The 25,762-nt window shown below is 65.5% G+C and carries 25 protein-coding genes; 12 read left to right on the top strand and 13 right to left on the bottom strand.

Features of this window, described 5'->3' with window-relative positions; genetic code table 11:
- Positions 1 to 70: 70 nt before the first annotated feature.
- Together PVT67_RS16330 and PVT67_RS16325 are read left to right on the top strand one after the other, a co-directional pair.
- Positions 71 to 1,792, top strand: coding sequence for a carbohydrate-binding module family 20 domain-containing protein (locus tag PVT67_RS16330; RefSeq protein ID WP_301495478.1), 1,722 nt, complete (start codon positions 71 to 73; stop codon positions 1,790 to 1,792).
- A gap of 47 nt (positions 1,793 to 1,839) precedes the next feature.
- Positions 1,840 to 2,976, top strand: a complete 1,137-nt coding sequence (locus PVT67_RS16325; RefSeq protein WP_301495476.1) for a PQQ-dependent sugar dehydrogenase — start codon at positions 1,840 to 1,842, stop codon at positions 2,974 to 2,976.
- Here PVT67_RS16325 and PVT67_RS16320 read toward each other — a convergent pair.
- Together PVT67_RS16320 and PVT67_RS16315 are read right to left on the bottom strand one after the other, a co-directional pair.
- Entirely contained in the window at positions 2,906 to 3,574 is a 669-nt protein-coding gene (locus PVT67_RS16320) for a glutathione S-transferase family protein (protein WP_301495474.1), read from the bottom strand. The two genes, PVT67_RS16325 and PVT67_RS16320, sit on opposite strands and share 71 nt — an antisense overlap.
- 49 nt (positions 3,575 to 3,623) lie before the next feature.
- On the bottom strand, positions 3,624 to 4,493 hold the full coding sequence (locus tag PVT67_RS16315; protein ID WP_301495472.1) for a LysR family transcriptional regulator: 870 nt from the start codon (positions 4,491 to 4,493) through the stop codon (positions 3,624 to 3,626).
- A gap of 166 nt (positions 4,494 to 4,659) precedes the next feature.
- Here PVT67_RS16315 and PVT67_RS16310 point away from each other — a divergent pair, with 166 nt between their 5' ends.
- On the top strand, positions 4,660 to 5,925 hold the full coding sequence (locus PVT67_RS16310) for a carbohydrate porin (protein ID WP_301495470.1): 1,266 nt from the start codon (positions 4,660 to 4,662) through the stop codon (positions 5,923 to 5,925).
- A 28-nt stretch (positions 5,926 to 5,953) separates the two neighbouring features.
- Here the strand turns inward: PVT67_RS16310 and PVT67_RS16305 are convergent, their stop codons facing one another.
- The 3 genes from PVT67_RS16305 to PVT67_RS16295 form a co-directional block, all read right to left on the bottom strand.
- Positions 5,954 to 6,397 (bottom strand): hypothetical protein, encoded by a 444-nt coding sequence (locus PVT67_RS16305; protein WP_301495468.1) that lies wholly within the window; start codon positions 6,395 to 6,397, stop codon positions 5,954 to 5,956.
- 79 nt (positions 6,398 to 6,476) lie between these two features.
- Positions 6,477 to 6,857: an MmcQ/YjbR family DNA-binding protein gene (locus PVT67_RS16300; protein ID WP_336407769.1), complete on the bottom strand. Its 381-nt coding sequence runs from the start codon at positions 6,855 to 6,857 to the stop codon at positions 6,477 to 6,479.
- A 47-nt stretch (positions 6,858 to 6,904) separates the two neighbouring features.
- Entirely contained in the window at positions 6,905 to 8,146 is a 1,242-nt protein-coding gene (locus PVT67_RS16295; RefSeq protein ID WP_301495466.1) for a TlpA family protein disulfide reductase, read from the bottom strand.
- A gap of 84 nt (positions 8,147 to 8,230) precedes the next feature.
- Between PVT67_RS16295 and pdxR the strand changes: the two genes are divergently transcribed.
- A complete protein-coding gene (gene pdxR, locus PVT67_RS16290) occupies positions 8,231 to 9,652 on the top strand; it encodes a MocR-like pyridoxine biosynthesis transcription factor PdxR (protein ID WP_301495465.1) in 1,422 nt (473 codons plus the stop codon).
- A 39-nt stretch (positions 9,653 to 9,691) separates the two neighbouring features.
- Here pdxR and PVT67_RS16285 read toward each other — a convergent pair whose 3' ends face one another.
- Positions 9,692 to 11,308, bottom strand: a complete 1,617-nt coding sequence (locus tag PVT67_RS16285; protein ID WP_301495463.1) for an alpha-glucosidase family protein — start codon at positions 11,306 to 11,308, stop codon at positions 9,692 to 9,694.
- Positions 11,309 to 11,712: 404 nt separating this feature from the next.
- On the opposite strand from PVT67_RS16285, the gene PVT67_RS16280 reads away from it, so the two are divergent.
- Complete coding sequence (locus PVT67_RS16280) at positions 11,713 to 13,206, top strand: MFS transporter (RefSeq protein ID WP_301495461.1); 1,494 nt, start codon at positions 11,713 to 11,715, stop codon at positions 13,204 to 13,206.
- Positions 13,207 to 13,215: 9 nt separating this feature from the next.
- Complete coding sequence (locus PVT67_RS16275; protein ID WP_301495459.1) at positions 13,216 to 14,865, top strand: alpha-amylase family glycosyl hydrolase; 1,650 nt, start codon at positions 13,216 to 13,218, stop codon at positions 14,863 to 14,865.
- Here the strand turns inward: PVT67_RS16275 and PVT67_RS16270 are convergent.
- The gene (locus PVT67_RS16270; protein ID WP_301495456.1) at positions 14,828 to 15,868 is read right to left on the bottom strand and encodes a LacI family DNA-binding transcriptional regulator; all 1,041 of its coding nucleotides are present in this window, start codon (positions 15,866 to 15,868) and stop codon (positions 14,828 to 14,830) included. The two genes, PVT67_RS16275 and PVT67_RS16270, sit on opposite strands and share 38 nt — an antisense overlap.
- Positions 15,869 to 15,945: 77 nt before the next feature.
- On the opposite strand from PVT67_RS16270, the gene glk reads away from it, so the two are divergent.
- Together glk and PVT67_RS16260 are read left to right on the top strand one after the other, a co-directional pair.
- Entirely contained in the window at positions 15,946 to 16,920 is a 975-nt protein-coding gene (glk, locus tag PVT67_RS16265; protein ID WP_301495454.1) for a glucokinase, read from the top strand.
- Between the two features lie 81 nt (positions 16,921 to 17,001).
- Entirely contained in the window at positions 17,002 to 18,201 is a 1,200-nt protein-coding gene (locus PVT67_RS16260; RefSeq protein ID WP_301495452.1) for an MFS transporter, read from the top strand.
- Here PVT67_RS16260 and PVT67_RS16255 read toward each other — a convergent pair.
- Both PVT67_RS16255 and PVT67_RS16250 read right to left on the bottom strand, forming a co-directional pair.
- Positions 18,191 to 18,634, bottom strand: a complete 444-nt coding sequence (locus tag PVT67_RS16255) for a GNAT family N-acetyltransferase (RefSeq protein ID WP_301495450.1) — start codon at positions 18,632 to 18,634, stop codon at positions 18,191 to 18,193. The two genes, PVT67_RS16260 and PVT67_RS16255, sit on opposite strands and share 11 nt — an antisense overlap.
- A gap of 128 nt (positions 18,635 to 18,762) precedes the next feature.
- Positions 18,763 to 19,122, bottom strand: coding sequence for a GNAT family N-acetyltransferase (locus PVT67_RS16250; RefSeq protein WP_301495448.1), 360 nt, complete (start codon positions 19,120 to 19,122; stop codon positions 18,763 to 18,765).
- Positions 19,123 to 19,373: 251 nt separating this feature from the next.
- On the opposite strand from PVT67_RS16250, the gene nagX reads away from it, so the two are divergent.
- Together nagX and PVT67_RS16240 are read left to right on the top strand one after the other, a co-directional pair.
- Entirely contained in the window at positions 19,374 to 20,468 is a 1,095-nt protein-coding gene (gene nagX, locus PVT67_RS16245) for a transmembrane glucosamine N-acetyltransferase NagX (protein WP_301495446.1), read from the top strand.
- 126 nt (positions 20,469 to 20,594) lie between these two features.
- Positions 20,595 to 20,942 (top strand): hypothetical protein, encoded by a 348-nt coding sequence (locus tag PVT67_RS16240; protein ID WP_301495444.1) that lies wholly within the window; start codon positions 20,595 to 20,597, stop codon positions 20,940 to 20,942.
- Here the strand turns inward: PVT67_RS16240 and PVT67_RS16235 are convergent.
- Positions 20,939 to 21,355: a TIGR02444 family protein gene (locus PVT67_RS16235; protein ID WP_301495441.1), complete on the bottom strand. Its 417-nt coding sequence runs from the start codon at positions 21,353 to 21,355 to the stop codon at positions 20,939 to 20,941. The genes PVT67_RS16240 and PVT67_RS16235 overlap by 4 nt on opposite strands.
- Positions 21,352 to 23,271: an ABC transporter ATP-binding protein gene (locus tag PVT67_RS16230; RefSeq protein ID WP_301495439.1), complete on the bottom strand. Its 1,920-nt coding sequence runs from the start codon at positions 23,269 to 23,271 to the stop codon at positions 21,352 to 21,354. Before PVT67_RS16230 ends, PVT67_RS16235 begins: the two co-directional genes overlap by 4 nt.
- 53 nt (positions 23,272 to 23,324) lie before the next feature.
- Here PVT67_RS16230 and PVT67_RS16225 point away from each other — a divergent pair, with 53 nt between their 5' ends.
- Positions 23,325 to 23,525 carry a YheV family putative zinc ribbon protein gene (locus tag PVT67_RS16225; RefSeq protein ID WP_301495437.1) on the top strand — a complete coding sequence of 67 codons (201 nt, stop codon included), beginning with the start codon at positions 23,325 to 23,327 and terminating at the stop codon, positions 23,523 to 23,525.
- A gap of 55 nt (positions 23,526 to 23,580) precedes the next feature.
- On the opposite strand, the gene PVT67_RS16220 is transcribed toward PVT67_RS16225, so the two are convergent.
- Complete coding sequence (locus PVT67_RS16220; protein ID WP_301495435.1) at positions 23,581 to 23,787, bottom strand: SlyX family protein; 207 nt, start codon at positions 23,785 to 23,787, stop codon at positions 23,581 to 23,583.
- Positions 23,780 to 24,856 carry a WD40 repeat domain-containing protein gene (locus PVT67_RS16215; RefSeq protein ID WP_301495433.1) on the bottom strand — a complete coding sequence of 359 codons (1,077 nt, stop codon included), beginning with the start codon at positions 24,854 to 24,856 and terminating at the stop codon, positions 23,780 to 23,782. Before PVT67_RS16215 ends, PVT67_RS16220 begins: the two co-directional genes overlap by 8 nt.
- 86 nt (positions 24,857 to 24,942) lie before the next feature.
- Between PVT67_RS16215 and fkpA the strand changes: the two genes are divergently transcribed.
- Positions 24,943 to 25,752 (top strand): FKBP-type peptidyl-prolyl cis-trans isomerase, encoded by an 810-nt coding sequence (fkpA, locus tag PVT67_RS16210; protein WP_301495431.1) that lies wholly within the window; start codon positions 24,943 to 24,945, stop codon positions 25,750 to 25,752.
- The last annotated feature ends 10 nt before the right edge of the window (positions 25,753 to 25,762 follow it).

Here is a 25,762-nt window from a genome sequence, read left to right as displayed (position 1 = left end):
TCGGCCCCTGGCCGGCGATGCAGCAGATAACGATGATAAAGAGGACATCCTTGTGAGAATCAAAGCATCAATGATCCTGGCCACCTGGCTGGGGCTGGCTTCGGTGCAGGCCCAGGCCGGCGTTTTCGTCCACCTCTTCGAGTGGAAATGGACGGACGTGGCCCAGGAATGCGAACAGTTCCTGGGGCCCAAGGGCTACAGCGCCGTCCAGGTGTCACCCCCCAACGAACACATCCAGGGCAGCCAGTGGTGGACCCGCTACCAGCCGGTGTCCTACCAGCTTGAGAGCCGCGGCGGTACCGCCGCCGAGTTCCAGGACATGGTGAGCCGCTGCAAGGCGGCCGGTGTCGACGTCTACGTGGACGCCGTCATCAACCACACCGCCGCCGGCAGTGGTACAGGTTGGGCCGGCTCCAGCTACGACAGCACCAACCTGAGCTACCCCGCCTACAGCGCCAACGACTTCCACAGCGCCTGCGACATCCAGAGCAGCGACTATTCCAGCGACGCCTGGCGGGTGCAGAACTGCCGGCTGGTGGGGCTGCCGGACCTCAACACCGGCAGCAGCTATGTGCAGCAGACCCTGGCCAATTACCTCAATGGCCTTACCGCCATGGGGGTGGCGGGCTTCCGCATCGACGCCGCCAAGCACATGGCGCCCTCCGACCTGGCCGGGATCTACAGCCGTTTGAACGGCTCGCCCTTCATCTTCCAGGAGGTCATAGACCTGGGCGGTGAAGCGGTCAGCGCCAACGACTACACCGGCATGGGCAAGGTCACCGAGTTCCGCTACTCGGCCAACCTCGGCAACGTCTTCCGCTACCAGAAGCTCAGCTATCTCAACAACTTCGGCAGCGCCTGGGGCTTCGTCGGCGACCAGTCGGCCATCGTCTTCACCGACAACCACGACAACCAGCGCGGCCATGGCGCCGGCGGCAGCGACGTGCTCACCTATAAGGACGGCAACCTCTACACCCTGGCCAACGTCTTCATGCTGGCCTACCCCTACGGCTACCCCAAGGTGATGTCCAGCTTCTACTTCACCGACACCGACGCCGGCCCCAACGGCGCCACCGTCTGGAACAACGGTTCGCCGAGCGGCTGCTACAGCACCTTCGCCTGTGAACACCGCTGGCGGCCCATCGCCAACATGGTGGCCTTCCGCAACGCCACCGACGGCAGCCCCATGAGCAACTGGTGGGACAACGGCAACAACCAGGTAGCCTTCGGCCGCAGCGGCAAGGGCTTCGTGGTGATCAACCGCGAGGCCGCCGCCCTCAACCAGAGCTTCAGCACCGGCATGGCCGACGGCAGCTACTGCAACGTCATCGATGGGGACCCGGAGAACGGCTGCAAGGACGACAGCGGCAACAGCCACTACGTCACCGTCAGCGCCGGCCAGGCCAGCTTCAACGTGCCGGCCATGAGCGCCGCCGCCATCTACCTGGGGGCCAGCTGCAGCGGCAGCAACTGCGGCGGCTCTGGCGGCAGCGGCAGCACAGTGGCGGTGAACTTCACTTGCAACAACGGCACCACCTACCAGGGCCAGAGTGTCTATGTGGTGGGTGACATTGCCGCCCTCGGCGCCTGGGACCCGGCAGCGGCCGTCAAGCTCTCCCCCAGCAGCTACCCGACCTGGACCGGCAGCATCAGCCTGCCCGCCGACACGGCCGTGCAGTGGAAGTGCCTGAAGCGGGACGAGAGCGACCCCAGCGCCGGCATCGAATGGCAGGGCGGCAGCAACAACAGCTTCAACAGCGGCCAGACCCAGGCGGTCAGCGCCAGCTTCTAAACTACAAAGGCGGCCCAGGCCGCCTTTTCTTTTGCCGAGGAATCCTTATGAAAGCCCTGGCCTTGCTGCTGTTGTTGCCCGCCCTGGCCTTGGCACAGCCCAAGGTGGAGCTGGAGGTGCTGGCCAGCGGCCTGGAGCACCCCTGGGCCCTGGCCTTCCTGCCTGACGGCAGGCAACTGGTGTCGGAGCGGCCCGGGCGGCTGCGTATCATCGATAAGGGCAAGGTGGGGCCGCCCATCCAGGGGCTGCCGAAGGTGGCGGCGGTGGGCCAGGGTGGGCTGCTGGACATAGCCCTGCACGGCGGCTGGCTCTACTTCAGCTACGCCGAGCCCGGGCCCAGGGGCGCCAACGGCACCGCCGTGGCCAGGGCCCATCTTCGAGGGGGGAGGCTCACCGATCGCGAGGTCATCTTCCGCCAGATACCCAAGGTGCGCTCCAGTGCCCACTTCGGCTCGCGGCTGGCCTTCGCCCCCGACGGCCGCCTCTTCATCACCCTGGGGGAGCGCTACAGCAGGCGCAACGAGGCCCAGAACCTGGCCAACAGCCTCGGCAAGGTGGTGCGGCTGGAGCCGGACGGCAGCGTCCCCGCAGACAATCCCTTCGCCGGCCACAAGGGGGTCAGGCCCGAGATCTGGTCCTTTGGCCACCGCAACGTCCAGGGCGCCGCCATCAACCCCTGGACAGGCCAGCTTTGGACCCATGAGCACGGCCCCCAGGGCGGCGACGAGCTCAACATCGACCTGCCCGGCCGCAACTACGGTTGGCCCATCATCACCTACGGCGAGGAATACGGCGGCGGCAAGATAGGGGAGGGCAGCGTTAAGGCCGGCATGGAACAGCCCATTTACCATTGGACGCCCTCCATAGCCCCGTCCGGCATGGCCTTCTACACGGGGGATGCCTTCCCGGCCTGGAAAGGCAGCCTCTTCATCGGCTCGCTGAAGTTCGGCTACCTGGTGCGCCTGGCCCTCGAGGGCGACCAGGTGCTGGCCGAGGAGCGGCTCTTCGGCAAGGAGATAGGGCAGCGGGTGCGGGATGTGCGCCAGGGGCCCGACGGCCTGCTCTACCTGCTTACCGACGAGGACGACGGCCGCCTGCTGCGGCTCAGGCCCGCTACAACAGCAGGGGGCCGCCCTTCTCCAGCGCCTGCTGGTAGTGGGGATCGCGCCGGCAGCGGGCGATGAAGGCGCGGATATTGGGGTAGGCGTCCAGGTCGGTGCGGCTGGCGGCCGCCTCCAGGGGGAAGCTCATCTGGATGTCGGCGGCGGAGAAGTCCCCGGCGCCGGGGCCGGCGAACCAGTCCCGCCCTTGCAGCTGGCCCTCGATGTAGTCGAGATGGTTCTTGAGCTGGGGCGCCAGGAACAGCGCCTGGACCTTGGCCATCAGGCTGCGGGCCAGGGGGCGGACGAAGAAGGGCATGGGCCCTTGTGGGATGCGGCCGAACACCAGCTTCATCACCAGCAGCGGCATCAGGGAGCCCTCGGCGTAGTGAAGCCAATAGCGATACTGCTGCAAGGCCCCGGCGTCCTGGGGGCGGAAGCGGCCCTGGCCGTACTGGTCCAGCAGGTATTCGAGGATGGCGGCGGATTCGGCCACGACCAGGTCGCCGTCCACCAGCACCGGCGACTTGCCGAGGGGATGCACGGCCTTGAGCTCGGCGGGGGCCAGCAAGGTCTTGGGGTCGCGCTGGTAGCACTTGAGGGCATAGGGCAGCTGCAGGGCTTCCAGCAGCCAAAGGACCCGCTGTGAACGGGATTTTTCCAGGTGGTGAAGGGTCAGCATTGTCGCTCCTTGGGTGGACTGCTGCGTACGCGCCGCCCTGACTCTTGGATCAGGAGGCCTCCAGCAGGAAGTCCACGAAGGCGCTGTTGGCCTTGGACAGGTAGCTGTCCTTGCGCCAGGCGATGGACAGCTCCAGCCAGAGCGGCTGGGCGAAGGGCACCGACACCAGCTCAGGCTCGTCTGCCACGGCCATACGCAGCAAGGTGGAGATGCCAAAGCCGTGGCGCACTATGGATTTGATCAAGGGAATGAGGTTGGTCTGGAACACCACCTTGGGTTCACGGCCGGCCTCGCGGGCCAGGCGGTCCATCACCTTGCGATGGAAGTAGCCCTCTTGGAACATCACCAGCTCCTGGTCGAAGAAGTCCTGGATGTCGACGCTGGGCTGGGCGGCGAAGGGGTGGTCCTTGGGCACAGTCACCAGCATTTCTTCGGTGAGGAAGACCCTGGCCTCCAGCTCCTCGGGCAGGAATTCCGAGGCGATCACCGCCAGATCCAGATCACCCGCCTCCAGCATCTGTTGCAGCTCCCAGGTGCCCCCCTCGATCACCGAGAGGTTGAGGTTGGGATAGCGGTGGCGAAAGGCCATCAGGATCGGCGGAAAATGGTAGGAGCCCAGCATGGACGGGATCCCCACCCGCACCTCGCCTGTGCCCAGCCCCTTGAGTTCCTCCATCTCCCGTTCGGCGTCCAGCAGGGCCTTGAGGATGCGCTCGGCGTGGGGCAGCAGGCGCCGGCCCTCGTCGGTGAGCTGCACCTGCCGGTCCTGGCGGTGGAAGAGGCGCAGCCCCAGTTCGTCCTCGAGCTTGCGCACGGCCATGCTGACGGCCGGCTGGGCCACCCCCAGCTGCTGGGCGGCGGCGGTGAAGCTACCGGTGCTGGCCACCTGGTGGAAATAACGCAGCGCCTTGATATCCATAAGCCCTCCTTCGACACCGCATCCTAGCAAGGGGAGCCGCGGCCCTGCCAGGGGCCAGCGGCGCCGCCGAGGCGGGCCTGGTGACCGCTGGGCCCTTTGCCTCTTGAGGCGCCGCTGCCTTGCCACTAAAAAGGCCTGCTCTGCCAAACAGCCACAAGCAATATTGATGAAGCATTCCCTTTCCCTGGCCGCCTGCGGCCTGAGCCTGCTGGGCGCCGCCGCCCAGGCCGATGATTTCGACGCCGGCCAATACCTCTTCGGCGACTGGGGCGGCAGCCGTGCCGCCCTCCATGACAGAGGCATAGACCTCAACCTCGGCTATACCTTCGAAGGCGCCGCCAACCTCAGCGGCGGCCAGCGCCACAGCCAGAGCCATGCCGACCAGACGGTGCTGGGTGCCCGTTTCGACCTCGGCAAGCTCTGGGGCCTGGACGGCGGCCTCTTCCACTTCACCCTGGCCAACCGCGGTGGTGAGGCCGAGAACCTCAACGCCAAGGCCGGCATCGGCGAGCTGATGGAGTCCATGGAGGTCTACGGCCGCGGCCGGGTGACCCGCATCGCCGAGTTCTACTACGAGCAGCGGCTGGGGGAGTTCGACCTCAAGCTGGGGCGGATGAACATCGGCGCCGAGTTCGGCGACTTCGAATGCGAATTCACCTACCTGGGCTTCTGCGGCTCCCAGCCCGGCAACTTCAACGGCACCCTCTACAACTGGCCCATCAGCCAGTGGGCGGCCGTGGCCCGCTACCAGCTGGCCCCCGACTGGTCCCTCAAGGGCGGCATCTACCAGATGAACCCCAGCTGGCTCGAGAACGCCCAGCGCCTCAACTTCGGCAACCCCAAGGGCACCCAGGGCTACAGCCTGCCCCTGGAGCTGGCCTGGACCCCCAGCCTCAAGGGTCTGCCCGGCAGCTACAAGCTGGGCTACTGGCATGACAGCGTCGGCGGCGCCGATCTCTTTGAAGATCAGAACGGCCAGCCCCTGGCGCTAAGCGGCGAACAAGGCCGCCGGCACGGCAGCAAGGACGGCGCCTACTTCGTCTTCGACCAGCAGATCACCGCCGCCGGCGGCGACAAGAGCCGCGGCCTGAGCCTCTTCGCCATGGGCACGGTCAACGACAGGGACATCACCACAGTCGACCGCTCCCTGGCGTTCGGCCTCAACTACCAGGGGCCCTTCGCCGCCCGCCCGCAGGACAAGTGGGGCCTGGCCGCCAAGTACCTGCACGTGAGCCGCCGCCTGGCCGATAGCCAGCGGCTGCAAGGGGCGCCTGTGCAAGGGGAAGAGATGGTGCTGGCCAGCTACTACAAGTTCCAGTTGACCCCTTACCTGGTCCTGAGGCCGGAGATCCAGTACCTGCGCCATCCCGGCGGCCTGGATGAAAACGACGACGCCTGGGTGGCGGCCCTCAAGGGCAGCGTCAGCTTCTGACAAAAAAGCCGGGCATTGCCCGGCTTTTTCATGGCTTTCGCCAGAGCAGCAGCACCAGCATCACCAGGGCCACCAGGTTGAGGTGGACGTTGTTGGTGGCGGCCTGCTGGACGCCGGCCAGCCAGGCGGGCTCCAGGTGCAGGTTGAGGCCGGCGCCCCTGAAGGTGCCGAACCACTGGTAGTAGAGGTCGATGTTGAGCAGGCTGCGGTAGCCGTATTGCCAGCCGCCGTAGGCGAAGGCCACCAGTTGCAGGGCCTGGTTGACGGCGCTGCCGGCCAGGGCCCAGCCCTGGCTGCGCAGCAGCCCCAGGCCGAGGGCGGCGTTGAAGGCGGCAAGGCCCGCCCAGCGCAGCCATTCGCCGCCGCTGACCTCCAGGCCCAGCCGCTGCTGCAGGGGGCCCAGGGCCAGGAAGGCCAGGGCGCTGAAGATCTGGTAGAGCGCTACCAGGCGCTGGGTCTTGGTCGGGAACATGGTCGCTGTTGTCATGCTTGGCAGAGGGCCAGTCTACCTTGGCCAGATCGGCTGCCAAGAAGGCTTTTGCTTCAAGATGTTACAAGCCGTACTTGGCCTGGAAAGCCAGGCGGTCGGCCTTCTTGAGGCCGGCCACCACCAGGGCGAAGGAGGCGTCCACCATCCGCTCCAGCTCGCCTGCCGGCACGCTGCCGTCCAGCAGCACCGTGTTCCAATGCAGCTTGTTCATGTGGTAGCCGGGTTTGACGGCGGGGAAGATGTCGCGCAGGGCCTGGGCCTCGAAAGGGTCGCACTTGAGGTTGACGCTGTCATGGCCCTGGAAATGGCCCAGCAGGGCGAACATCTTGCCGCGCACCTTGTAGACGGCGATCTCCGGCCCGAAGGGGTAGTCCTCCTGGGCCTCGGGTTTTTGCAGCAGGTAGTGGCGAAGGGCCTGGCTGTCCATGGCGTTCCCGTTCAAGGCAAAGCCCCATCTTAGCGGGGGCTCTGCCTTGGGAAAAGCCGCCCTTAGAGCAGGGTCTGGCTGGTGGGGGGGTAGCAGAGGCCGCCGTCGGCGCAGCCGCGGTAGCGCACCGCCAGCTGGTCACCGGCCTTGAGCGGCACCTTGACGCTCAAGCGGTGGCGGTAGATGTGGCTGGTGCCGAAGTAGGGGTCCTGGTGGGACAGGGCCTTTGGGAGGCTGGGGCTCACCAGGGCGCCGTTGACCCGCACTTGGAGCTGGTCCTGGTAGAGGTAGTAGCCGTCGGCGATGTCCCAGGTCAGCACCAGTTGGTCCGCGTCCCGTTGGCTGCTGAGCTTGAAGGCCTGGCCGGCCTTGAGGAAGACGGGCTTGACGGCGCTGAGCTGGCTGGCCACGGCGGCCTGGTCGTCGAAGTCGGTGATCCTGGCCAGGACCTTGCCGTCCTTGACCCAGAGCAGGGCCGGGATGTCCCGTACGGCGAAGTGGTTGAACAGCAGGCCCTGTTCGTCCACCTGTATCGGCTGGCGCAGCCCGAACTTGTCCCGAAATTCCTGCACCGACTTGTCGTCCGTCCAGAGGTTGTTGACCAGCACCTGCCAGGGCCTGTTGGGCAGCCTGGCGGCCAGGCTGTTCAGGCCCTGCTGGGCGCGGCTGCAGCGTTGGGCCATGGCCGGCCTGCTGTCCTTGAGGTACCAGTCGCACCAGGTGGCGGTGAAGAAGAGCAGGTGTTCACCCTGCTGCCAGGGGGCCAGCAGCCCGGCGCTGGCCCGGTTGTCCAGTGCCGCCATGGCCACGGGCGGGCTGGCCTTGCCGGCGGCCAGCAGCGCCAGTTGCTGGTCCAGCTCGGCGTCGGCTTCGTGGGTGCTGTAGACCAGCCGGCCCTGGCGGTCGAACAGCAGGCTGTAAGGGGTGCCCACCAGGCCCAGGGCCACGCCCAGGGCGCCGTCCTCGTCGAGCCAGAGGGGCATCTTGAGGCCGAAGCGCTGGACAACCTTGCGGATCTGGGCGGGCTCCTCGTTGATGTTGATGTTGAGGGCCACCAGGTTCAGCTTGTCCTTGTACTGCTGGTAGGCGTGCTCGAAGTGGGGCATCTGCGCCATGCAGGGCTTGCACCAGCTGGCCCAGAACTTGATGTAAGTGGGCCTGTCCTGGGGCAGGCTGGCCAGGGTCACCTGCTGCTGGTCGGAAAAGCGTGTGAGGGGGATGTCCTGGTAAGCCCTGTCTTGTGCCAGGGCCGCCGCGCTTGAGCAGATGCAGAGGGCGGCCAGGAGGCGTTGCCAAAAGGTCATGGGAATTGCCTCGTCTTAAGGATTGGATGGCGCCAGGATGCCATTTATATTGGCCCTTCAAGAGTTCCAATAACTGGAAATGTCATGGATCCAATCTTTGGCCTGCACCTGCAATTGGACCGCCAGGGCCCCGAACTGCTGCGGCTGCAGCTGCATCGCCAGCTCAGCCAGGCCATTTTCGAGCAGCGCCTCAAGGCCGGCACCCTGCTGCCCCCCAGCCGCGAGCTGGCCCGCCAGTTGGGGGTGTCGCGCAATACGGTGCTGCAGGTCTATGAGCGCCTGGCCAGCGAGGGCCTGCTCCAGAGCAAGGTCGGCAGTGGCACCCAGGTCTGCGACATTAAGGGCCGCTTCCCAAGCAACGCCGCACCGCCCGATGCCGGCCGCTGGATCCGCCCGCTCTGGAAGGGGATGACGCCCTTCGATGCGCAGCGGGTGGAGCCGGTCCGTTTTGATTTCGCCCTGGGCCGGGCCGACGTCCACAGCTTCCCCTTCGACAGCTGGCGCCGCTGCGTCAGCCGGGCCCTGCGCCGCTTCGAGACCCAGGGTCTGGTCACGGACAGGGCCGGTTACCCGCCGCTGCGCGAGCTCATCGCCTCCTTCGTGTCCCAGTCCAGGGCCGTGTCCTGCACCGCCGAGGGGGTGCTGGTGTGCAGCGGCGCCCAGCAGGCCTTCAACCTGATCGCCAGCTGCCTGGTGGAGCCGGGCCGGACCCTGGTGGCCGTGGAGGCCCCCTGCTACCCCATGGCGCGCCGCGCCTTCGAGGCGGCCGGGGCGCGCATAGTGGAGGTGCCTGTGGACGAGGAAGGCCTGGTGGTGGAGGCCCTGCCGGCCGGGGTGGATCTCGTCTACGTCACCCCTTCTCACCAGTTCCCCACCACTGTGGCGATGTCGGCCAGCCGGCGCCTGGCGCTGCTGGAGCTGGCCAGGGAGCGGGATTTCCTGGTGGTCGAGGACGACTACGACGCCGAGTTCCAGCTGGGTGGCCAGCCCATCGACGCCCTCCAGACCTTGGACAGGGACGGCCGGGTGCTCTACGTGGGCACCTTCTCCAAGTGCATGTTCGGGGATCTGCGTCTCGGCTTCTTGATAGCGCCGGACTGGCTGCTGCCGTCCCTGGTGCTGGCTCGGCAGGTGGCGGACATGCAGGGCGCCATTGTGACCCAGGTGGCCCTGGCCGATTTCATCCGCCAGGGGGCGCTGCGCCGCCATGTCAGGGCCATGCGCCGGCACTACCAGGCCAAGCACGACGCCGTCTGCGCCGCCCTGGCCGGCAGCGCCCACCTGAAACCGGTGCCGCTGCTGGCCGGGGTCCATATGGCCCTGGCCGCCAAGGGCAAGCTGGACCTCAGGGCCCTGGCCGCGCGGGCCCAGCAGGCCGGCATCAACCTCTGCCACAGCAGCCTGTTTGGCGACGGGGCCGACCTGCTGCTGTTGGGCCTGGGGCCCATAGCCCTGGAGCAGATACCGCCGGCCATGGCGGCACTCGAAGCCCTGGCGAGCCAATAAAAAACGGGCCCGAGGGCCCGTTTTTTATTCCGAGGGGGTTCAGCCCAGCTCGGCGAAGAAGCTGCCGTAGCTCGGCAGGCGCAGGGCCTTGCCTTCGGCCAGGCCTTCGAGCAGGCCGTGGCCGGACAGGGGCTTGAGGCCGCCTTCGATGGGCAGGGTCACTTCCACCTGGGCGTCGCTCAGGTTGAAGGCCACCAGCACCTGCTTGCCTTCATGCTCACGGACGAAGGCCAGCACCGGCTCGGGGCAATCCAGGAAGCGGATCTCGCCCAGCACCAGGGCGGCCTGGGTTTTGCGCCAGGCCATGAAGGTGCGAAAGCTCGCCAGGGTGGAGTCGTGCTGGCCTTCCTGGAGGGCCACCGCCTTGCTGCGGTGGTCGTCCGGTACCGGCAGCCAGGGCTTGGCGGTGCTGAAGCCGCCGTGCTCGCCGCCTGTCCAGGGCATGGGGGTGCGGCAGCCGTCGCGGCCCTTGAACTGGGGCCAGAAGGTGATGCCGTAGGGATCCTGGAGATCCTCGAAGGCGACGTCGGCTTCCGCCAGGCCCAGCTCTTCGCCTTGGTAGACGCAGACGGAGCCGCGCAACGAGCAGACCAGGGCGGTCAGCATGCTGGCCATGTGGGCCGGCGGCGCGGCGCCGCCCCAGCGGGTCACGACCCGCTGCACGTCGTGGTTGGAGATGGCCCAGCAGGGCCAGCCCTGGGTCATCTTGGCTTCCAGGCCCTCGACGGTGCCGCGGATATAGGCGGCGGTGAAGTCGTCGGTGAGCAGCTCGAAGCTGTAACCCATGTGCAGGCGGCGGCCTTCGGTGTACTCGGCCATGGTCGCCAGGGAATCCTCGGAGGAGATCTCCCCCAATGTGGTGGCGCCGGGGTACTGGTCCACCAGGGCCCGCAGTTCTTCCAGGAAGGGCAGGTTCTCGGGTTGGGTGTTGTTGTACCAGTGGTACTGGAAGGCGTAGGGGTTGTCCGGGCTGAAGCCGCGGCCGACCCGCTTGTCCTTGGGCTTGGCCGGGTTGTCACGGAGCTGCTTGTCGTGGAAGCAGAAGTTGATGGCGTCCAGGCGGAAGCCGTCCACACCCTTGTCCAGCCAGAACTTGACGTTGTCCAAGGTCGCCTTCTGTACTTCGGGGTTGTGGAAGTTCAGGTCCGGCTGGGAGGACAGGAAATTGTGCAGGTAGTACTGGCAGCGCCTCGGCTCCCAGCGCCAGGCCACGCCGCCGAAGAGGCTCAGCCAGTTGTTGGGCGGGGTGCCGTCCTCGTTGGCGTCGGCCCAGACGTACCAGTCGGCCTTGGGATTGGTCTTGTCTTCGCGGCTTTCCTTGAACCAGTCGTGCTCGACGGAGGTGTGGGACAGCACCTGGTCGATCATCACCTTGATGCCGCGCTGGTGGGCGCCGGCCAGCAGGCGGTCGAAGTCGGCAAGGTTGCCGAACAGGGGATCCACGTCGCGGTAGTCGGCGATGTCGTAGCCGAAATCGGCCATGGGCGACTTGAAGAAAGGCGAGATCCAGATGGCGTCGACGCCGAGGGAGGCGATGTAGTCGAGCTTGTCGATGATGCCGGGCAGGTCGCCCACGCCATCACCGTTGGTGTCCTGGAAGCTGCGGGGATAGATCTGGTAGATGACGGCGCCGCGCCACCATGGTTGTTGACTCATAGCCACCCCAATTTGCTTTGGTGAAGGGGCCCGCTTAAGGGGCTCTGACGATTGCTCCGCAGCTTACGTGGGGCGCCTGGGAGGGACAACCACCCTGCATACGTATGCAGGTTAAAAAGTTGACGGAAAGGTAAAGTCGCTGGGGTAACGTTGAGGTCACCCAGGACGGGTGGGAAGGGGTCCTGAAAACCTGAAAAACCGCCTTGACGATGAGCCCGGTGAGCTCTGACTGGAGCCGTTTTGCGGCAAGGAATATGCTGTGAATACGTATGCAGGTCGTTGTCCGCGCCTTGGGGCTCGGGTCACCATGGCGTAAACGTCAAGATGGCGGGCTTGCGCCCGGGCTTATCGGGGGGCCGGACGCCCCGAGCAGGGTCGAGCAGACCCCAACGAGGAATAACGACATGACCAACAAACCGCAGCTTTCCTTCTGGCAGATCTGGAACATGTGTTTCGGCTTCCTGGGGATCCAGTTCGGCTTCGCCCTGCAGAACGCCAACGTCAGCCGCATCTTCCAGACCCTGGGCGCCAAGGTGGACGACATCCCGGTGCTGTGGATAGCGGCGCCCCTGACCGGCCTGCTGGTCCAGCCCATAGTGGGCTACTTGAGTGACCGCACCTGGACCCGCCTCGGCCGCCGCCGCCCCTATTTCCTGGCCGGCGCCATCCTGACCACGCTGGCGCTCTTCGCCATGCCCAACTCCCCGAGCCTCTGGATAGCGGCGGGGCTGCTGTGGATCATGGACGCCTCCATCAACATCTCCATGGAGCCCTTCCGCGCCTTCGTCGGTGACCAGCTGCCCCCCAGCCAGCGCCCCACCGGCTATACGCTGCAGAGCTTTTTCATCGGCATAGGCGCCGTTGTGGCCTCCATGCTGCCCTGGATCCTCGCCAAGTGCGGTGTCAGCAACGTTGCCGACGCCGGCGCCATCCCCGATACGGTCCGCTACGCCTTCTACTTCGGCGGCCTGGTGCTCTTCCTGGCCGTGGGCTGGACAGTGGTTTCCACCCGCGAATACGCCCCCGAGCAGCTCAGCACCTTTGCCGGTCAGCACGCCAAACCCGCCAAGCTGGACGCCTCCGCCGCCCGCCAAAGCGGCCTCAAGTGGCTGGCCCTGGGCCTGGCCGGCGCCGCCGGCGTCTTCTACTTTGGCCTCGAAAGAGAGCTGTACCTGCTCTGCGGGGGGCTCGGCTTTTACGGCCTGGCGCTGCTGGCCCTCTCCATCCACAAGAGCCAGGGCATGTTCGGCAACATCATGACCGACCTCTACGCCATGCCGGACGCCATGCGCCGCCTGGCGGTGGTGCAGTTCTTCTCCTGGTTCGCCCTCTTCGCCATGTGGATCTACACCACTTCTGCCGTGACCCAGATCCACTTCGGCAGCACAGACCCCAGCTCCGCCGCCTACAACGACGGCGCCAACTGGGTAGGGGTGCTCTTCGCCGCCTACAACGGCTTCGCCGCCGTCGCCGCCATGATAATCCCCTTGATGGTGCGGGCCCTGGGGCTGCGAGTCAGCCACCTGATCAACGTCTTCCTGGGCGGTGCAGGGTTGCTGTCCATCGCCGTCATCAAGGATCCTGACTGGCTGCTGCTGTCCATGGTGGGGGTGGGCTTCGCCTGGGCCTCCATCCTGTCCCTGCCCTATGCGCTGCTGTCCGACAACCTGCCGGCGGAGAAAATGGGCATCTACATGGGCATCTTCAACTTCTTCATCGTCATACCCCAGCTGCTGGCGGCCAGCGTCCTCGGCTTCCTGCTCAAGAGCTTCTTCGGCGACCAGCCGATCTACGCCCTGGTGATCGGCGGCGTCAGCCTCTTCATCGCCGGCCTCTGCGTGCTGCGGGTGCAGGAGCCTGAAGTGGAAGGCAACGGCGTGCTGGCCACCAGCAAGTAAGGAGTGCCCATGCGTTTAGCCCCCCTGGTCCTGGCGCTGCTGGCCGGCGGCGTACAGGCTGTTGACTACTACGGCACCAGCGAGCCCTTCGCCAAGAACGCCATCTACTTCGTGATGACGGACAGGTTCGTCGACGGTGACCCGGGCAACGACCACCGCCACCAGGGCGGCAAGCACCCGACCTTCGACATCCAAGTGCCGGGGCCGAACGGCGAGAGCGCCAACATCGGCTACCTGGGGGGGGACTTCAAGGGCATCCTCAACAACGCCGGCTACATAGCGGGCATGGGCTTCGGCGCCGTCTGGATAACCCCTATCGTCGACAACCCCGATGAGGCCTTCACCGGCGGCAGCCCCGTCACCTGGGGCAGCGCCTTCACCGACAAGGGCAAGACCGGCTACCACGGCTACTGGGGCGACAACTTCTACCAGGTGGACGAGCACCTGGAGAGCCCGGATCTCTCCTTTGCCCAGTTCACGAAGGCCATGAGGGCCAAGGGCCTGAAGACGGTGCTGGATATCGTCGTCAACCACGGCTCCCCCGCCTACGACATGCCGGTCAAACAGCCCAAGTTCGGGCAGATCTTCGGCCCCGACGGCAAGCTCATCGCCGACCACCACAACCTGCCTCCGGCGAAATTGGACCCCAAGGACCCACTCACCGCCTTCTTCCACAACAAGGCGGAGATGGTGCAACTGTCCAACATCAACGAGGACAAGCCGGCCGTGCTGGACTACTTCGTGGGGGCCTACGAGAAGTGGATAGGGGAGGGCGCCGACGCCTTTCGCATCGACACCATCAAGTGGGTCTCCACCGCCTTCTGGAAGAAATTCTCGGACCGCATCCGCGCCAGGCACCCGGGCTTTTTCATGTTCGGCGAGGCCTACGACTACGATCCCAAGGGCATAGCCCCCTACAGCTGGCCACAGAACGGCGCCATCAGCGTGCTGGATTTCCCCCTGAAGGCGGCCCTGGACAAGGTCTTCGCCAAGGGCAAGGGCTTCGAGACATTGGCGCCTGAGCTCTTCCTCAAGAGCGGGCCCTACCAGAACCCCTACGAGCTCACCACCTTCTACGACAACCACGACATGCCGCGCATGGACGCCACAGACAACGGCTTCATCGACGCCAACAACTGGTTGTTCACGGCCCGCGGCATCCCCGTCATCTACCAGGGCTCGGAGGTGGGCTTCATGCGCGGCCGCGGCGAACACGCCGGCAACCGCAACTACTTCGGCCAGGCCCGCATCGACGGGGCGCCCAAGAGCCCCATCTACCAGCACCTCAAAGCCATAGCCCAGCTGCGCAAGGCCAATGTCGCCCTGCAACAGGGGCTGATGCTGCCCATCAGGCTGCAAGGGGACGAAGCACAGTTCCTGCGGGTCTACCAGAAGGGCGCTGTCCACCAGCAGGCGTTGGTGCTGCTCAACAAGGGTGACCAGCCGCTTGAGGCCAAGGTCGGCCAATACCTGCAAGCAGGGGCCTGGCGCGACGCCCTCTCAGGGGAGGTCGTGGATATCCAGGGTGAATTGCAGGCCCAGGTGCCGGCCCACGGGGTGCGGGTGCTGCTGCTGGATGCCCCGGTGCGGGACCAGGCCCTGGCCAAGGCCCTGGATGAGCTTATGGCCCGTCCTGTTCTCCACCCGAGCGGCGGATAACGGGTTCGGCAGGGATCTTGGCGCTTTCCACCGGCAGGTTGTGAATGAGCCTGACCAGGGACTGCACCAGCATCTCGCCGGCCTTCTTGGTGTTCTGGCGCACAGTGGTGAGGGGCGGGCTGGCGAAGGCCGCCATCTGGATGTCGTCAAAACCTGCCACCGCCACCTCTGCCGGCACCTTGAGGCCCTTGTCGGCCAGGGCGTGCATGGCCCCCAGGGCGATAAGGTCGGAGGCGCCGAAGACGGCGTCGAAGGCGACGCCGCTCTCCAGCAGGGCGCAGACGGCCTCGTAACCGGCCTGCTCTGTGGTGATGGCGTCCAGCTGCAGCGCCGGATCCGGGCTGATGCCGGCCTCTTTCAGGGCGGCGCAATAGCCCTGGTAGCGTTCGAAGAATTCGGGATAGTGGTTGGAGGCGTGGCCCAGGAAGGCCACCTTGCTGCGGCCCTGGGCCAGCAGGTGGCGGGTCATGTCCCTGCCGCCCTGGAAGTTGTCACAGCCGATGGAAATACCCGGCTGGTTGGGCAGCACTGCGCCCCAGCGCACGAAGTGGGTGCCCTGGGCCACCAGTTGTTCTAGCTTTTCCTGGTACTCCAGGTAATCGCCGTAGCCCAGCAGTATGATGCCGTCGGCCTTGTTGCTGTCTTCGAAGTCGGCATGCCAGTTGTCGGAGAGCTGCTGGAAGGAGATCAGCAGATCGAAGCCGGCCTGGGCGCAGGCGCGGGTGATGGAGCCCAGCATCGACAGGAAGAAGGGGTTGATCAGCGAATCGTCCGGGGTGGGGTCTTCGAACAAGAGCAGGGCCAGGGTGCCCGAATGCTGGCTGCGCAGGTTGGAGGCGTTCTTGTCGACCTTGTAGTTGAGTTCCCTGGCGATGGCCTGGATGCGCTCGCGGGTCTCCTGGTTGACCAGCGGGCTGCCGCGCAGGGCGCGGGACACGGTGGACTGGGAGACGCCGGCCCTGTGGGCTATGTCAAAGGAAGTGGCCTTGCCTTTATTTCGCATGGGATGGTCTTTGGGTTTCACAGGAACGCCAGGGATCTGTAAATTACCACGATTTTCCGAGAGAAGAAGACGTAGAGATGGTTACCAAGACAGCACCTTTTGTCGTGGCCGACATCGGCGGCACCAATGCCCGCTTTGGCCTGGTCGTGGGCAAGGACGGAGACCGCTACGAGATAGTGGCCCAGGAGCGCTTCCCCAGCGGCGATTTTGCCGACATGCAGGCGCTGGTGGCCCATTACCTGGCCCTGGTGGCAGGCCATGCTCCCAAGCACGTCTGCCTGGCCGTGGCCGGCCCTGTGGGGGGCGATCAGGTGCACCTGACCAACCTCGGCTGGCACTTCTCCATCTCCGAACTCAAAGAGAGTCTGGGCCTCGAGCAGCTGGAAGTGATCAACGACTTCGTGGCCTACGCCAACTCCATTCCCCTGCTGCCCGCCGAGGCGGTGGTGCAGGTGCGCAGCGGCCAAGCCGTGGAGACGGCGCCCATCGCCGTGCTGGGCCCAGGCACTGGCCTGGGGGTCGCCTGCCTGGTGCCGAGCGGCAAGGGCTGGAACGCTATCGGCTGCGAAGGGGGCCACATCGCCCTTGGCGCCGCCACCGAGCGCCAGCGCCAGGTGCTGAACGTGCTGGCCCAGCAGCTGGATTTCGTCTCCGCCGAGAAGGTGCTGTCCGGCAGCGGCCTGCCCAACCTCTACCGCGCCGTCGCCACCCTGAGGGGCGAGACACCCAGGGATCTCAGCGCCGCCGATATCTCCGAGCTGGCCCTGGACGGCGAGCCTACTTGCTTCGAGACCTTGAGCCTCTTCTGCGAATGGCTGGGGGGCGTGGCCTCCGACATCGCCCTGGCCCAGGGCGCCCGCGGCGGCCTCTATCTCGGCGGCGGCATACTGCCACGCTTCCTGGAGTTCTTCCTGAAGAGCGATTTCGTCAAGGGCTTCACCCAGAAAGGGGTGATGACAGGCTATCTCTCTGAGATCCCGGTCTTTTTGGCCATCGAGACCCACTCGGCCCTGACCGGCGCCGCCGCCTGGCTGGATTCGCATAAGGTTTGATTATCAAACCCATAAAGTGAATATATTTTATTGATGTAGTTGCCCGCCTTATCATGGCTTCCCCACTGTGGAGATGTGACCATGATAGCGGCGGGCACCAAGGCCTTTTGGCAGGCCACCCTGGCATTGAGCCTGGGCTCTTTCCTGATCTTCGCCAACCTCTACCTGACCCAGCCGTTGCTGCCCATGCTGGCGGCCCAGTTCGGTGTCTCCCCCCTCACCGCCTCCTACAGCTTCACCCTGAGCACCCTGATGCTGGGGCTGTCGTTGCTGCTCTACGGGCCTTTGTCCGATGCCCTGGGCAGGCGCGCCATCATGCTGGCCACCATGGCCGGCGCCGTGCTCTGCACCCTGGCGCTTTCCCAAGTCAGCAGCTTCGGGGCCCTGCTGGCGCTACGGGCTTTGCAGGGCTTCTTCCTCGGCGGCCTGCCGGCCATCGCCATCGCCTACATGGGGGACGAGATGAGCAAGCCGGCCCTGGTGTCGGCCGTGGGCTTTTATATCAGCGCCAACAGCCTGGGGGGGATCAGCGGCCGCCTGCTGGGGGGCTTCTTGGGGGACGGCCTCGGCTGGCCGGCCGCCTTCGGGGTGGTGGGCCTCGGTAGCCTGCTGGTGCTGGCGGTCTTCGCCTGGCTGCTGCCGCCTTCCCAAGGCTTCGAGGCCAAGCCGCTGCACCTTAAGCGCATGGCCGGGGATCTGCTGGGGCATCTCAAGAACAAACTGCTGCTGCTGAGCTACGCCATCGGCGGCCTCAACTTCTTCATCTTCGTCAACCAGTACAGCTTCCTGACCTTCAGGCTCAGCGCCGAGCCTTACGCCCTGCCGGCCCGCTACCTGGGGTTGCTGTTCCTTACCTACCTCAGCGGCACCCTGGGCTCGGCCCTGTCCGGGCGCCTGGCGGCGCGCTTCAGCCAACCGCTGGTGATGGCGCTTGGCATAGCGCTGATGATGGTCGGCAGCCTGGTGAGCCTGGCGACGCCGCTCTGGGCCATCATGGCCGGCTTCCTGGTGAGCGCCTTCGGCTTCTTCCTCTGCCACGCCAACGCCTCCAGCTGGGTCAGCCACAACGCCCGCCAGGCCAAGGCCAGCGCCTCTTCCCTCTACCTGGTGTTCTATTACCTGGGGGCCAGCCTGGGCGGCACCTACCTGGCGCCCTTCTGGCACCAGGGCGCCTGGGCCGGGGTAGTGCTGGGCTCCCTGCTGATATTGGGGCTGACCTTCAGCCTCTGCCTGGTGCTGCAGCGCAGCACCCAGCCCAGGGGAGAGCTGCTCAGCAGCTGAAGTAGTTGTTGGCGTTGCCGGGCACCATCAGCACTGCCGGCTGACCGGTGCGGCTGTCCAGCAACTCGCGGACGGGGCGAAAACCCTGGCGTTTGAAGAAGGCCGTGGCCTGGGGGCCGGCGCAGAGGTGGACTTGCAGGTCCCGGCGTTGGACCCTGGCATAGGCCAGCAAGGCCTTGCCGATACCCCTGCCTTGGGCACTGGGGGCGACGCAGAGGGCGGCGAGGCTGTTGCCCTTGAGCAGTACGAAGCCCAGCACCTCCTGCTCCCCGAACAGCCATACCTCGCTCTGGGGCAGCAGTTCCCTTTCCAGCCATTCCTGCTCCCGCTGCCAGGCATCCATGCTCAGCCCCGGCTCCAACTGGCTGGCGCCACTGTGCCAGAGTCGCAGCACGGCGGCGCTGTCCTCTGGACCCTGTAGGTTTCGGATCATTACTACATCACTCCTTCCAAGATGATCCCTGCCGCCATTTAGGGGAGGAAGGCGGTGTATTTCAACGGCCGTACGTCAGGAAGTGTGTCAAAGGCGGCCTGTGGAAACAGCCTGTAACCAAAAACCATTTAGCCGCTGAAGTAGCCCTGGCTAGGGGCGGCCACCATCATCAGCCGGGGCCTGCCGCTGCGCTCGTCCAGCTGTTTGGCGATGGTCCTGAAGCCGCGGCGGCGCAGGAAGGCGATGCCTTGTTGCTGTACATAGGGGCAGAGCCGCAGCAGGTCACGCTGGACCTGGGCGAAGGCCAGCAACGCCGAGCCTATGCCGCGGCCCCGGGCCCCGGGAGCGACACAGAAGCCGTACAGCTGGTTTTCCCCCAGCAACATGGCGCCGCGCACCTCGCCGTCGTCGAAGATCCAGGCTTCCCCCTGGGGCAGGACGCCTTCACTCAACCAGCAAAGCTCCTGCTCCCGGCTTGCCAGGTCCATGAAAGCCAGCGCTTGCTTTGACGCGGCCCGCCACAGGCCTGGACGGCGTTGAGGTCCCGCGCCGTCTGCATCATACGGATCATCTGCCTTCTCCACTTGCCTGGGAATGCCTCCATCCTAGGGCGGCAAGAGGCCAGCAAATGGGGAGCCAGGGTTAAGAAGTGTCAGGGCATTGGGGAAGGAAATGTCAGGCTTGCAATGAAAAGACAGCGCTGTCACTCTGGTCTTTCCGACTCCAAGAAGAGGCTGCCATGTCCACAGCCCCCAAGGCCCGCCTGTTGGCCGTCGACGCCCTGCGCGGTTTCGACATGTTCTGGATCCTCGGCGGCGAGCTCTTGTTCGGCGCCCTCTACCGGCTCACCGGCTGGCCGCTCTGGCCCCCGCTGGAGGCCCAGATGCAGCACTCTGCCTGGCACGGCTTTACCGCCTACGACGGCATCTTCCCGCTGTTCATCTTCCTGTCCGGCGTCACCCTGGGGCTGGCGGGGCAGTCGCTGCGGGGCCGGCCCTGGGCCGAGCGCAAGGTCGCCTACCAGGGGGCATTGCGCCGCCTCGGGCTCTTGCTGCTGCTGGGCATTCTCTACAACCACGGTTGGGGCACCGGCCTGCCGGCCCACTGGGACGAAGTGCGCTTCGCCTCAGTGCTGGGGCGCATCGGCCTGGCCTGGTTCTTTGCCGCCCTGATCAGCTGGCACTGGGGCTGGCGGGTACAGTTGGCCGTCTCTGCCGTGCTGCTGCTGGGTTACTGGGCCATCCTTGGCGGCCATTGGGACGACCCGGCAACTACCCCCAACGCCTGGGTGGACCAACAGCTGCTGCCGGGGATCCATTACCACCAGATGCCGGCCGATCCCGAGGGGCTGCTGTCCACACTGCCGGCCATCGTCAACGCTTTGCTGGGGGGCCTGGCCGGGCGCTGGCTGAAGCGGGCGCCAGGGGAGGGGGCCAAGGTCGGCGGCCTGGTGCTGGGCGGCCTGCTGGCCCTGGCCCTGGGCTACTGCTGGTCGTCCTGGCTGCCGCTGAACAAGACCCTCTGGACCTCGAGCTTCGTGCTGGTGACCTGCGGCTGGAGCGCCCTGCTGCTGGCCCTCTTCTATGCCTTGGTGGACGTACTGGGCATGAAGCGGCTCGGCACCTTCTTCGCCGTCATCGGCGCCAACGCCATCTGCATCTACCTGGCCTCCAGCCTCTTCGACTGGCCGCACCTGGTGAGCAGCATCGCCGGCCAGTGGATAGCGGCCTTGCCGGCCGGGGCCCAGCCCCTGGCCGCGGCCCTGGGGCTGCTGGCCGTGCAATGGCTGGTGCTGGCCTGGCTCTACCGGCGCCGGATCTTCATCAAGGTCTGATATGAGAAAAACTGATGGGTGCGGGCAAGAAAGTTAAGGCTGAACATCACGGGGCTGTCATGGGGCTTGCCTAAGCTGTGCGCAGTTTCGGTTGACCTACCTTTTTTGCCTATTTTGGAGCCCATGATGAAAGCCAGCATCTTCGCCGTTCTCGCCCTTGCCGCCGTCGCCCAGGCTAATGCCGACCAGGTGACTTATTCCAACAGCCAGTACTGCGCCGAGGCCAAGGCCGGCCAGGAAAGCCGTTACCTGCAGGCCTACGCCGCCAAGCTGGGCTCAACCCCCAGCCGCCATGACTGCGCTGTGCTGCTGACCCAGCCCGCCGAAGTGGCCAAGGCCCAGTGGGACTTCCAGGGCAACAAGCCCTACCAGGGCTCTGTGGTGCGCCTGTCTGTGATGACCGTCACCAAGCTGCGTGCCCTGCCGGCCGGCGAAAGGAAGCAAGCCTTCGACGAGGCCCTTTCCGCCTTCTAAGGCAGCTGGTAAAGCGCCTTGAGACGCGGCAGGTTCTTCGGACCTGCCGCTTTGTTTTGGGGGTAGTCCTGGGCGCTCTTGTCCCGGCCCACCAGGGCCTGGTACTGGCGTTGGGCCTCTTTTTCCAGGCGCAGCTCCATGGTCTTGAGCTCCTGGTAGCGCTCCTCGCCGACCTCTGCTTTGAGGGACAGGCGCAGGGCCCGGAAGGGCCCCAGCCACTGGGCCTGGATGCGGCGGCTCTCGGCCAGCAAGGCCAGCCAGGTGGCCTGTTCCAGGAACAGCTCTTCCTCGTCCAGCCAGGCGGCCAGCAGGTAGAGGTTCACATCCAACTCGTGGCTGTCCTGCCAGGCCAGCAGCTGCTGCTCCCACTGGGGGTAGTGCAGCAGGCAGTAGTCCCAGAAGGTCTCGCTCATGAGAACTGCTCCTCGAAGGCGTTATCCAGGGCCTCCAGTTCTTCGGTAAGTCCCATCCAGTCCAGCTCCACCGTCTCCAGTTCGGCCTTGAGGTCGCCTTGCTCCTTGAGGAGCTGGGTCAGCTCCGCCTTGTTGGCGGCCTCGTAGATGTCGGCCTCGCCCAGGCGGCTCTCGATGGCGGCGAGCTTTTCGGACAGCTTGCCCATGGCCTGGTCGAGCTTGTCGAGCTTCTGCTTGAGGGGCCTGGTCTTGGTCCTGTGTTCAGCCTCCAGGCGCTTGCGGTCCTTGCGGGACGCGGCCGAGTGGCCCTTGGCCTCCGCCTCTTGCAGGCCCTGGTTCTGGGCCCTGTCCTGCTCCTTGAGCCACTTGTGGTAGTCGTCGAGATCGCCGTCGAAGGGGGCCACCTGGCCGTGGGAAACCCGCAGGAACTGGTCGGTGGTGGTGCGCAGCAGGTGGCGGTCGTGGGAGACGATCACCATGGCGCCGTCGAAGTCCTGCAACGCCAGGGTCAGGGCCTCGCGCATCTCGAGATCCAGGTGGTTGGTGGGTTCGTCCAGCAGCAGCAGGTTGGGGCGCTGCCAGACGATCAGGGCCAGGGCCAGGCGCGCCTTCTCACCGCCGGAGAAGGGCGCTATGGGTTCCAGGGCCTTGTCGCCGCGAAAATCGAAATGGCCGAGGAAGTCCCGCAGTTCCTGCTCGCGGGCCTGGGGGGCCAGGCGCTGCAGGTGCAGCAGGGCAGAGGCGCCCGCGTCCAGGTATTCCAGCTGGTGCTGGGCGAAATAGCCCACCTTGAGGCCCTGGGCCGGGGTGATGTCGCCGCCAAGGGGCTCGAGCTCGCCGGCCAGGAACTTGATGAGGGTGGACTTGCCGGCGCCGTTGGGGCCCAGCAGGCCGATGCGCTCACCGGGTTGCAGCCGCAGGCTGACGTTCTCCAGGATAGCCTTGTCGCCGTAGCCGAGGCGCACCTTGTCGATGGCCAACAGCGGCGAGGGCAGGGTGGCGGCGTTCTCGAACTGGAAGCTGAAGGGGCTGTCCACGTGGGCGGCCTGCAGCACCTCCATGCGTTCCAGGGCCTTGATACGGCTCTGGGCCTGGCGGGCCTTGGTGGCCTTGGCCTTGAAGCGGTCGATGAAGCTCTGCAGGTGGGCGCGCTGGCTCTGCTGGCGCTCGAACATCGCCTGTTGCTGGGCCAGGCGGGCGGCGCGCTGGCGCTCGAAGCTCTCGTAGTTGCCCGTATAGGCGTTCAACTGCCGGTTCTCCACCTGCACTATGTGGGTCACCACTTCGTCGAGGAAGTCCCGGTCGTGGGAGATCAGCAGCAGGGTGCCCTTGTAGCCCAGCAGCCAGTCGGCCAGCCAGAAGACGGCGTCCAGATCCAGGTGGTTGGTGGGTTCGTCCAGCAGCAAGAGATCCGAGGGGCAGATCAGCGCCTGGGCCAGGTTGAGGCGCATGCGCCAGCCGCCCGAGAAGTCCGATACCGGCCTTTGTTCGTCCCCTGCCTTGAAACCGAGGCCGTGGAGCAGGGCGCCGGCCCGGGCGCGGATGTCGTAGCCGCCGGCCGTTTCCAGCTCGCCCATGATGCGGGCCATGGCCTCGCCGTCGTCCTTTTCCTGGGCCTTGGCGAGCCTGGCTTCCAGGTCACGGTAATGCTGGTCGCCGTCGATCACATAGTCGATGGCGGGCTTTTGCAGGGCCGGGGTTTCCTGCTTGACCGAGGCAATGGTCCAGTTGGCGGGGAGCCTCGCGTCGCCGCCGTCCAGCTCCAGCTCACCGCGCAGCAAGGCGAAGAGGGTGGACTTGCCGCAGCCGTTGGCCCCCACCAGGCCGACCCGCTGGCCGGCGTGGACTGTGAGGTTGGCTTGTTCGAAGAGTTTCTGCCCGCCGCGGATCAATTGCAGGTCTTGAAGGTGTATCATGTGTGGCCTACGTCTGCCGTGATGTCGGCAATGCTACAAGGTTGGGAGTCAGTATGGCAAAGCGTCGTTTCATCGCCGGAGCCAAGTGCCCTCAGTGCCAGGAGCAGGACAGCGTCCAACTGGTCATAGAGAACAATGTCGAGCGCATCGAGTGCGTGGCCTGCGGCTACAAGCAGACCCAGGCCAGCCGCGACGCCGAGAGCGCCGCCAAGGGCGACAAGGAACAGATCATCGGCATCTTCAAGCCCCAGTAAGAGCCCCTTGCCCCTGCCCCTGGCAGAAGGCCCCGCAAAGCGGGGCCTTTGCGTATCAGTAATGGGGCGGCGGCGTTTCCTCGTGCTCCCCCGCCACCTGGCTGCCGTGCAGCCCCTTCATCTTCCTGGCCAATTGGGCCAGCTGCTGGCGCTGCTTCTCCACAATTTGCTGCAGGGCCGCCATCTCGTCGGACAGCTCGTGCAAAGCCGCTTCCTGGAAGGCCAGGCGGCTTTCAAGGTCGGCAAAACGGTCTTCAGTCATGGGGCTTCTCCAAGGGCCAGGCTTCAATGAGGCCGGCGGAGCTTACCGAATAGACCCTGTCCTTGGCAAAGCCGGCGCCATAGACCACGGCGGAACGCGGCCTGTAGTCCTCGGCCACTCCTACCCGCAGCTCCCAGCGCCGCTGGCCCGTTGCCAGATCCCAGAGCATCAGCTCGCGGCCGGCGCCGCCGGTGAGCAGCAGTTTGTCGTCGCTACTGAAGCGGGCCGTGGTGAAGAGTTGCTGCTTGGCCTTGGTAGCCAGTTTGAGCTTGATTTTGCCTGTCCTGATGTCCCAGATGCTGGCCTCGTTGCTGGCGTCGTCCACCAGGGCGTAGCGGCCGTCGGCCGTCATGGCCACCATCACGACTCTGCCATCGGCAGGGAACTCTCGCACCACTTGGCCGGTCTGACTGTTCCACAGCAGGGCACGATGGTCGTTGCCGCCGGACAGCACATAGAGGCCGTTGGCGGACATGGCGATGGAATTGACCTTCTGGCGGTGGCCGAGGAACTCCAGGCGGCGGCCCGTGATGCGGTTGAAGTGCACCACTATGCCGTCGGCCCTGGCAAAGGCGATGAAGTTGCCGCCGTCGCTGACGGCGACGTCGCGAATGCCCTGCACTTGGCTGGCGCCGGGCTCGTCCACGCGGGCCTTGCCCTCCAGGCTGGAGGCCTGCCAGAAACCGAGGTTCTGGCCGTCCTTGACCTGCCAGAGGGCCAAACGGGTCTGGTCTGCCGTCACCAGGTAGTCGCCGTTCTCGGAAAAGCGGGTCAGGGTCACCGGCAGGGGCTCTGGAGGCAGGCGCTCGTCGGGCTTGTAGCCGCCGCGGGTCAGTTCGGCCTGGCTGGGTGGGGCGACGTTCATCTGTAACCTGTAGAGCGCCTTGTTGCTTTCCAGGTCCCAGACCAGCACCCCTTCGGGGTCGCCGCTGATGGTGGCCAGGTGGCCGTCCTCGCTGATGTCGCCGCTGTAGGCGCCGTTGCCTGTGGCCTGGATGCGGGTCAGGGGCTTTTCCTGGGGTGCGCAGCCAAACAGGAACAAAATGCACACAAAAAGGACTCTGGCCATGGATTCAATCTTGCCGGGATTTGTGTTTAGTATAAAGACTTTACCAAAGACGAAAGGGGATGGTCCCTTTTCCATGAGGAGTAACTATGAAACCCTGGTTTAAACTGGCGGTGATCCCTGCCTTCGTTCTGGCAGTGACAGCCTGTCAACAAAAAGAAGAAAAAACCGACAAGGCTGCTGACGCCCCGGTCAAACTGGAAACCGACCAGTCCAAGCAAGCCTATGCCATCGGTGCCAGCATCGCCGAGTACATCAGCAAGACCATGACCAAGCAGGAAGAGCTGGGCATCAAGCTGGACAAAGAACTGGTTGTCGCCGGCTTCACCGACGGTATCCACGGCAAGAACCAACTGGACAAGAAGACCATCACCGCCCAGCTCCAGGCCCTGGACAAGGAAGCCTCCGAGAAGATGGCCGCCAAAGCCAAGGCTGAAGCCGAGAAGAACAAGGCTGCCGGTGAGAAATACCTGGCCGACAACGCCAAGAAAGAGGGCGTGAAGGTCACCGCTTCCGGCCTGCAGTACGAAGTGCTGAAAGAAGGCACCGGCGAGCATCCCAAGGCCACCGACAAGGTCACCGTCAACTACAAGGGCACCCTGATCGACGGTACCCAGTTCGACAGCTCCTATGACCGCGGCGAGCCGATCACTTTCGCCCTGAACCGCGTCATCCCCGGTTGGACCGAAGGCGTTCAGCTGATGACCGTCGGCTCCAAGTACCGCTTCGTGATCCCCGCCAACCTGGCCTACGGCGAGCGTGACATGCAGACCATACCGCCGAACTCCACCCTGGTGTTCGAAGTGGAACTGCTGGGCATCGGCGATCAGAAGCCGGCCGACAAGACCGAAGACGCCAAGAAGACTGAAGCCGCCAAGGCTGCCGACACCGGCAAGTAAGCTGCTGTCT

Source organism: Gallaecimonas kandeliae (assembly GCF_030450055.1).
Lineage (GTDB): Bacteria > Pseudomonadota > Gammaproteobacteria > Enterobacterales > Gallaecimonadaceae > Gallaecimonas > Gallaecimonas kandeliae.
This window is presented reverse-complemented; position numbering and strand designations above follow the sequence as displayed.